Origin of the sequence: Streptomyces sp. NPDC000229 (assembly GCF_040300825.1) — a bacterium.
GTDB lineage: Bacteria > Actinomycetota > Actinomycetes > Streptomycetales > Streptomycetaceae > Streptomyces.
In genome coordinates, this window is sequence record NZ_JBEPEL010000144.1 from 1 (window position 1) to 7,122 (window position 7,122).

9 protein-coding genes are annotated in these 7,122 nt (G+C 69.8%); 2 read left to right on the top strand and 7 right to left on the bottom strand.

Going from position 1 to position 7,122, the window contains the following annotated elements:
- The 3 genes from ABT360_RS34740 to thyX all read right to left on the bottom strand — a co-directional run.
- Window positions 1–1,080 (bottom strand): ribonuclease J (locus ABT360_RS34740; protein ID WP_351825655.1); only part of this gene is annotated, 1,080 nt, incomplete at its 3' end.
- Window positions 1,081–1,191: 111 nt separating this feature from the next.
- On the bottom strand, window positions 1,192–2,091 hold the full coding sequence (gene dapA, locus ABT360_RS34745; RefSeq protein WP_344431738.1) for a 4-hydroxy-tetrahydrodipicolinate synthase: 900 nt from the start codon (window positions 2,089–2,091) through the stop codon (window positions 1,192–1,194).
- A 199-nt stretch (window positions 2,092–2,290) separates the two neighbouring features.
- Window positions 2,291–3,031: an FAD-dependent thymidylate synthase gene (gene thyX, locus ABT360_RS34750; protein ID WP_351825658.1), complete on the bottom strand. Its 741-nt coding sequence runs from the start codon at window positions 3,029–3,031 to the stop codon at window positions 2,291–2,293.
- A 169-nt stretch (window positions 3,032–3,200) separates the two neighbouring features.
- Between thyX and ABT360_RS34755 the strand changes: the two genes are divergently transcribed.
- The gene (locus ABT360_RS34755; protein ID WP_351825660.1) at window positions 3,201–3,443 is read left to right on the top strand and encodes a hypothetical protein; all 243 of its coding nucleotides are present in this window, start codon (window positions 3,201–3,203) and stop codon (window positions 3,441–3,443) included.
- 107 nt (window positions 3,444–3,550) lie between these two features.
- Complete coding sequence (locus tag ABT360_RS34760; RefSeq protein WP_351825662.1) at window positions 3,551–4,096, top strand: hypothetical protein; 546 nt, start codon at window positions 3,551–3,553, stop codon at window positions 4,094–4,096.
- 79 nt (window positions 4,097–4,175) lie between these two features.
- Here the strand turns inward: ABT360_RS34760 and ABT360_RS34765 are convergent, their stop codons facing one another.
- The 4 genes from ABT360_RS34765 to ABT360_RS34780 all read right to left on the bottom strand — a co-directional run.
- A complete protein-coding gene (locus tag ABT360_RS34765) occupies window positions 4,176–4,349 on the bottom strand; it encodes a hypothetical protein (RefSeq protein WP_351825664.1) in 174 nt (57 codons plus the stop codon).
- A 215-nt stretch (window positions 4,350–4,564) separates the two neighbouring features.
- Window positions 4,565–5,017 carry a tetratricopeptide repeat protein gene (locus tag ABT360_RS34770; protein WP_351825666.1) on the bottom strand — a complete coding sequence of 151 codons (453 nt, stop codon included), beginning with the start codon at window positions 5,015–5,017 and terminating at the stop codon, window positions 4,565–4,567.
- 8 nt (window positions 5,018–5,025) lie between these two features.
- The gene (dapB, locus tag ABT360_RS34775) at window positions 5,026–5,781 is read right to left on the bottom strand and encodes a 4-hydroxy-tetrahydrodipicolinate reductase (RefSeq protein ID WP_351825668.1); all 756 of its coding nucleotides are present in this window, start codon (window positions 5,779–5,781) and stop codon (window positions 5,026–5,028) included.
- A gap of 35 nt (window positions 5,782–5,816) precedes the next feature.
- The coding region (locus tag ABT360_RS34780; protein WP_351825670.1) for a M16 family metallopeptidase at window positions 5,817–7,122 on the bottom strand (1,306 nt) is incomplete at its 5' end.

Genomic DNA, 7,122 nt, shown 5'->3' on the forward strand with positions numbered 1-7,122 from the left:
GCTCGCCGTGATGCTGGCGCTCACCTGGTACGGGGCGGGGAGGCTCGGATTCGGGCGGGAGGACGCCAGGATCACGGTGTCGCCCTGGACGATCCGGATCTGGTGGTCGCGGTTGGCCATGCGGGACAGGGCCGCCATCGGCTCGCCCTGCGAGCCCGTGCAGACGAGCACGATCTCGTGGTCCGGGAGGTCGTCGAGGGTCTTGACGTCGACGACGAGGCCGGCCGGGACCCGGAGGTAGCCCAGGTCGCGGGCGATGCCCATGTTCCGGACCATCGAACGCCCGACGAAAGCCACTCGTCTGCCGTACTCGTGGGCCGCGTCGAGGATCTGCTGGATGCGGTGCACATGGCTGGCGAAGCTGGCCACGATGATGCGCTTCTGGGCGCCCGCGAAGACCGAGCGCATGACGCCCGAGATGTCGCGCTCGGGCGGGACGAAGCCAGGGACCTCGGCGTTGGTGGAGTCCGAGAGGAGGAGGTCGATGCCCTCCTCGCTGAGGCGCGCGAAGGCGTGCAGGTCGGTGAGACGGTTGTCCAGCGGGAGCTGGTCCATCTTGAAGTCACCGGTGTGGACCACCATGCCCGCGGGGGTGCGGATGGCGACGGCCAGGGCGTCCGGGATGGAGTGGTTGACCGCCACGAACTCGCAGTCGAAGGGGCCGAGGCGCTCGCGGTCGCCCTCCGAGACCTCCAGGGTGTACGGACGGATCCGGTGCTCCTGGAGCTTGGCCTCGATGAGCGCGAGCGTCAGCTTGGAGCCGATGAGCGGGATGTCCGGCTTGAGCCGGAGCAGGAAGGGGACGCCACCGATGTGGTCCTCGTGGCCGTGCGTGAGCACGATGCCCTCGATGTCGTCGAGGCGGTCCTTGATGCTGGTGAAGTCCGGAAGGATCAGGTCGATGCCGGGCTGCTCCTCCTCGGGGAAGAGCACGCCGCAGTCGACGATCAGCAGGCGGCCGTCGAACTCGAAGACGGTCATGTTGCGGCCGATCTCACCGAGACCGCCGAGCGGGGTGACGCGCAGGCCGCCCTTGGGCAGCTTCGGGGGCGCGCCCAGTTCAGGATGCGGATGACTCAAAAGACTCTCCTCACCACACGCGCCACGTACCAGTGAGGCACGTGGCGCGCATGACATTCGTGCACTTGCTGTTGTCAGGTTTTTGTTCGTATTCAGTTATGAAGTCTGTGGCTACAGCTGTACCCCGCCGGCGGCGAGGTCGATCTTGAGCTGAGCGGTTTCCTCCGGAGAGAGCTCCACCAGTGGCAGGCGCAGCGGCCCGGCGGGGAGGCCCTGGAGGGCGAGGGCGGCCTTGGTGGTGATCACGCCCTGTGTACGGAACATGCCCGTGAAGACGGGCAGCAACCGCTGGTGGACCTCGGTGGCCTTCTGGACGTCACCGGTGAGGTGGGCGTCGAGGAGGGCGCGGAGCTCCGGGGTGACCACGTGGCCCACGACGGAGACGAAGCCGCAGGCGCCGACGGAGAGCAGCGGCAGGTTGAGCATGTCGTCGCCGGAGTACCAGGCGAGGCCGCTGCGGGCGATGGCCCAGCTGGCGCGGCCGAGGTCACCCTTGGCGTCCTTGTTGGCGACGATGCGCGGGTGGGCGGCGAGGCGGACGATCGTCTCGGTGTCGATCGGGACGCCGCTGCGGCCGGGGATGTCGTACAACATCACGGGGAGGCCGGTGGCGTCCGCGATGGCGGTGAAGTGGCGGAAGAGGCCCTCTTGCGGGGGCTTGTTGTAGTACGGGGTGACGGCGAGCAGGCCGTGTGCGCCGGCGCGCTCGGCGGCGCGGGCGAGCTCGACCGAGTGGTGGGTGTCGTTGGTGCCGATGCCGGCGACGACGTGGGCGCGGTCGCCCACCGCCTCCAGGACCGCTCGTACGAGCTGGTCTTTCTCCGCGTCGCTGGTGGTCGGGGACTCGCCGGTGGTGCCGTTGACGACGAGGCCGTCGTTGCCTGCGTCGACCAGGTGGGCGGCGAGCCGCTGAGCGCCGTCGAGGTCGAGTGCGCCGTCCGCCGTGAAGGGCGTGACCATGGCGGTGAGGACCCGCCCGAAGGGGGTCTGCGGAGTGGAGATCGGAGCCATGGGTAACACGCTACTCGCTGCTCTGCCCGCCGGGTCCCCTCGGGGCTCGTGAGGGAGGTGGAGCCCGGCACTGCCTGCTCGGGGGTTCAAGCAGTGCCGGGTCCGTTTGATCAGCCTAGATGAACTTCTCGAAACGCCGCAATACGGACACTTCGGGCGGATGATCCGTACATCTGTACCGTGCTCTGACCTGGGACGACTACGGAGCGACGCGGCCGTTGGCGTTGAACGCGGCGTACGTGAGGGGCATCAGCCGAGCCCACTCCTGCTCCATCTTCTCGCCGACCATCTCGATCTCACGTTGTGGGAACGACGGGACCTTGGCCAGCTCGTGCTGGGTGCGCAGGCCGAGGAAGTGCATCAGCGAGCGGGCGTTGCACGTGGCGTACATGGAGGAGAACAGGCCGACCGGGAGCACCGAGCGGGCGACCTCGCGGGCGACGCCGGCCGCGAGCATCTCCTGGTACGCCTCGTACGCCTGGAGGTACGAGTCCTCCATCGTGCGCTCGACGAGTGCCTGCTGCTCCTCGGTGCCCTCGACGAAAACGTACTTCCCGGGGCGGCCCTGCTGGACCAGCTTGCGGGAGGCGTCCGGGACGTAGAAGACCGGCTGGAGCTCCCGGTAGCGGCCCGACTCCTCGTTGTACGACCAGCCCACGCGGTGCCGCATGAACTCCCGGAAGACGAAGATCGGGGCGCTGATGAAGAAGGTCATCGAGTTGTGCTCGAAGGGGCTGCCGTGCCGGTCCCGCATCAGGTAGTTGATCAGGCCCTTGGAGCGCTCGGGGTCCTTCTTCAGCTCGTCGAGGGACTGTTCGCCGGCCGTGGAGACGCGCGCCGCCCACAGGACGTCGGAGTCGGCGGCGCTGTGCTTGACCAGCTCGACGGTCACATCGCTGCGGAAGCTGGGCTTGAGGTCTTCGGCGGGGGTGTCGGTCACCGACGCGGTCCTTCCATTTGCATCGCTCGGGCGGCGCCCACTCTACGGCCCGGCACCGACAGCACATGAATCCCTTGAATTCGGGCACCGAAAGGGGCACCAAACCGCTGCTTCGCGCGTCTGTCCCAGTAGCAGCGTCCACCACGAGTTTCCTAGGAGGGTTTCTCATATGTTCCGTCGGCGTGAGGCAGTCCCGTTCGCGTTCGTCGCCGAGGCCGACCGCTTCCGCAGTAACGTCACTCCCCCGGCTCGGCAGCGTCCCAGCATTTCCGAGATGACCGGCCGTACGCTGATCGGGCTGACCGTCGTGGCCGGTCTGGTCGGGTCGCTGCTCTTCGGCCTCCCGGCGATGGAGTCCGGCCCCGCCACCACCGGGCACAGTCAGCAGTCCGAGGCGTCCCACGGGCGCTGACGCCGGCACCGCCCCGTACGGCCACCCTGGGGTGGCCGGGCGTCGGGCCGCTGGGTAGCCTCACCCGGCACAGCCCCATCGAGCGTGCGTATGAGTGAGGATCAGCCGTGCCCCTGCCCTTTCTGACGGCCGACCGTGGTTTCGACACCGACGACGACGTCGCGCTGCCGTTCGACGATCACGATCAGTGGCGCCGCCCGTACCGCCCGGGGCCCTGGCGGGTGGGAGCGGCTGCGGTGGCGCTGCTGCTCGCCTCGTTCATGCTGCTGGCCACGATGATCATCGCTTTCGCGGGAGCACCGCCGGCCGCGGGCGTGTGCTTCGCGCTGGCGGCGCTCGTGGTCGTCTGCGCGCTGCGCATGCTGCGGGCGGGGACGTGGGTGAGCCGGCACGGTCTGCGGCGCGTCGCGTTCCTCCGGACGACGACGCTGGCCTGGGCACAGATCACCGACGTACGCACGGTGCAGCAGCCCGTGCGGTTGCTGGGGCTGCCGCGGACGGTGCAGGGGCAGGCTCTCGTCGCCGTACGCAAGGGCGGCGGGCAGCTGGCGCTGCTCACCGACCACAACGCGGACTTCCTGGCGCGGGTGGAGGCGTTCGACCGGGCGGCCGACACGGTCGAGGCCTGGAGCGCGGAGTACGGGCGGTCCTAGGCACCGTACGGCTTGTCGCGTTCGGCTTGTCGCGTCCGACCGGGCTCCGGTCCTCCTCGGAGGGCCGGAGCCCGGTCGTTCAGCGGGTGAACCAGGCCTCGCCCTCGGCCGAGGCGAACGACGTGACGACGGCGACGGCCATCAGGAGCGCCTCGACGACGATCACGGCGATCCGCACCCGCTTAAGGTGGTGCAACGCCAGGACCGCCGCGGCGATCAGTGCCGCGGCCGCCAGCAGCGGCACGTACGCCATGGCGCGCAGGACGCCGGCGCCCTCGTCCTTTCCGTGGGTCCGCTCTGCCGCTCACCAGGGAGAAAATGAGCACGGCGGCCAGTACGTTCATCAAGCCCTGGAACCACACGGCCGCCAGGGCGAACTCCCCTCGTCGGTAGGGAGAGCATGGACGGCGGCGCACCGGCTGTGCATAGGCCGCGGAAGCGTGGATGTGCCGCCTGTCGCCGCCTCGGTCAGCCCCCGGTCGGGCGGCCCTCGTGGAGGGCGATCGCGCGCTGCATCGCCTTGCGGGCGCGCGGGGTGTCGCGGGCGTCGTGGTAGGCGACCGCGAGCCGGAACCAGCAGCGCCAGTCGTCCGGTGAGTCCTCGGTCTCCTCACGCCGCTTGGCGAAGACCGCATCGGCGGAGTCGCGGTCGATGCGACCGCCTGGCGTGCGTTTCAACTCGTCGACCGGCAGGCCGCCTTCGGCCTCCAGTTCGACGGCCAGGCGGTTGGCCTTGGTGACGAACTGGGTGTTCTTCCACAGGAACCAGACGCCGATGACCGGCAGGATGAGCACCGCGCAGCCGAAGGTGACGGTGAGCGCGGTGCCCTGCTGGATCAGCATCACGCCGCGGCTGCCGACCAGGACGAAGTAGACGACCAGGACGGCAGCCGTGACGAAATACGTGAGCTTCGCGCGCATGGCGGTGATCAGCCCAGGTCCAGGAAGTGTTCCAGGCCGAAGGTGAGACCGGGGGTCGTCACCACGCGGCGCGCGCCGAGCAGGATGCCCGGCATGAAGCTGGAGTGGTGCAGCGAGTCGTGGCGGACGGTCAGCGTCTCGCCCTCACCGCCGAGCAGCACCTCCTGGTGGGCCAGCAGGCCCCGCAGGCGTACGGCGTGGACGGGCACGCCGTCCACGTTCGCGCCGCGGGCGCCGTCCAGGGCCGTCGTCGTCGCGTCCGGCTGCGGGGCGCAGCCGGCCTCCGCGCGGGCGGCGGCGATGAGCTGGGCGGTGCGGGTGGCGGTGCCGGAGGGGGCGTCCACCTTGTTGGGGTGGTGGAGCTCGACGACCTCGACCGACTCGAAGTAGGGCGCGGCGATCTGCGCGAACTTCATGGTGAGCACCGCGCCGATGGAGAAGTTCGGCGCGATCAGGACACCGGTGTCGGGCGAGGCCTCCAGCCAGCCGTTCAGCTGCGTGAGGCGGTCCTCGGTCCAGCCGGTCGTGCCGACGACGGCGTGGATGCCGTGGCGTACGCAGAAGTCGAGGTTGCCCATGACGGAGGCGGGGGTGGTGAGCTCCACCGCCACCTGGGCGCCGTTCTCGGCGAGCGTCTCCAGCTTGTCGCCCCGGCTCAGCGCCGCGACCAGTTCCATGTCGTCGGCGGCCTCGACCGCGCGTACGGCTTCGGAGCCGATGCGTCCCTTGGCGCCGATGACCGCGACCCGCAGCTTGCTGCTCATGCTCGTACTTCCTTCGGTTCCGTCCAGGATTGGCGTTATGCGACCGCGTCGTGGAGGCGGTCCGCCTGCTTGTCCTTCAGTGGGCCGATCACCGACAGCGACGGACGCTGTCCGAGGAGCTCCGCGGCCACCTCACGTACATCATCGGGGGTGACCGACGCCATCTCGGCGAGCATGTCGTCGACCGACATCTGGTCGCCCCAGCACAGCTCGCTCTTGCCGATGCGGTTCATCAGCGCGCCGGTGTCCTCCAGGCCGAGGACGGTGGAGCCCTTCAGCTGGCCGATGGCCCGTGCGATCTCGTCGTCGGTCAGGCCCTCGTGTGCCACCCGGTCCAGTTCGTCCCGGCAGATCTTGAGGACGTCGTGGACCTGGTTGGGGCGGCAGCCCGCGTACACGCCGAACAGGCCGCAGTCGGCGAACCCGGACGTGTACGAGTAGACGCTGTACGCCAGGCCGCGCTTCTCGCGGACCTCCTGGAAGAGGCGCGAGGACATGCCACCGCCGAGCGCGGTGTTCAGCACGCCCAGGGCCCAGCGGCGGTCGTCGGTGCGGGCGAGGCCGGGCACGCCGAGGACGACGTGGGCCTGCTCGGTGCGGCGGCCCAGCACCTCGACGCGGCCCGCCGTGCGGATGGTGCGGCGGCCGTGGCGGGGGGCGACCGGGACGGCGTCCGTACGGGTGAGGGCGCCGGCCTTCTCGAAGGCGCGGCGGACCTGGCGTACGACCGTGGCGTGGTCGATGTTGCCCGCGGCGGCGACGACCAGGTGCGTCGGGTCGTAGTGCTTCTTGTAGAAGCGCCGGATGCGGTCCGCGGTGAGCGCCTCGACGGTGTCGACGGTGCCGAGGACCGGGCGGCCCAGCGGGGTGTCGCCGAACATCGTCCTGGCGAAGAGGTCGTGGACCACGTCGCCCGGGTCGTCCTCGGTCATCGCGATCTCTTCGAGGATGACGCCGCGCTCGGCGTCGACGTCCTCCTGGAGGATCAGCGAGCCGGTGAGCATGTCGCAGACGATGTCGATGGCGAGCGGCAGGTCGGTGTCGAGCACCCGCGCGTAGTAGCAGGTGTACTCCTTCGCCGTGAAGGCGTTCATCTCGCCGCCGACCGCGTCGATGGCGGAGGAGATGTCGAGGGCGCTGCGCCGGTGGGTGCCCTTGAAGAGGAGGTGCTCCAGATAGTGCGTGGCGCCGCCCAGGGCGGGCGTCTCGTCGCGGGAGCCGACGTGCGCCCAGATGCCGAAGGTGGCGGAGCGTACGGAGGGCAGCGTCTCGGTGACGATACGGAGGCCGCCGGGCAGGGTCGTACGGCGGACCGTACCGATCCCGTCCTTGCCCTTGAGA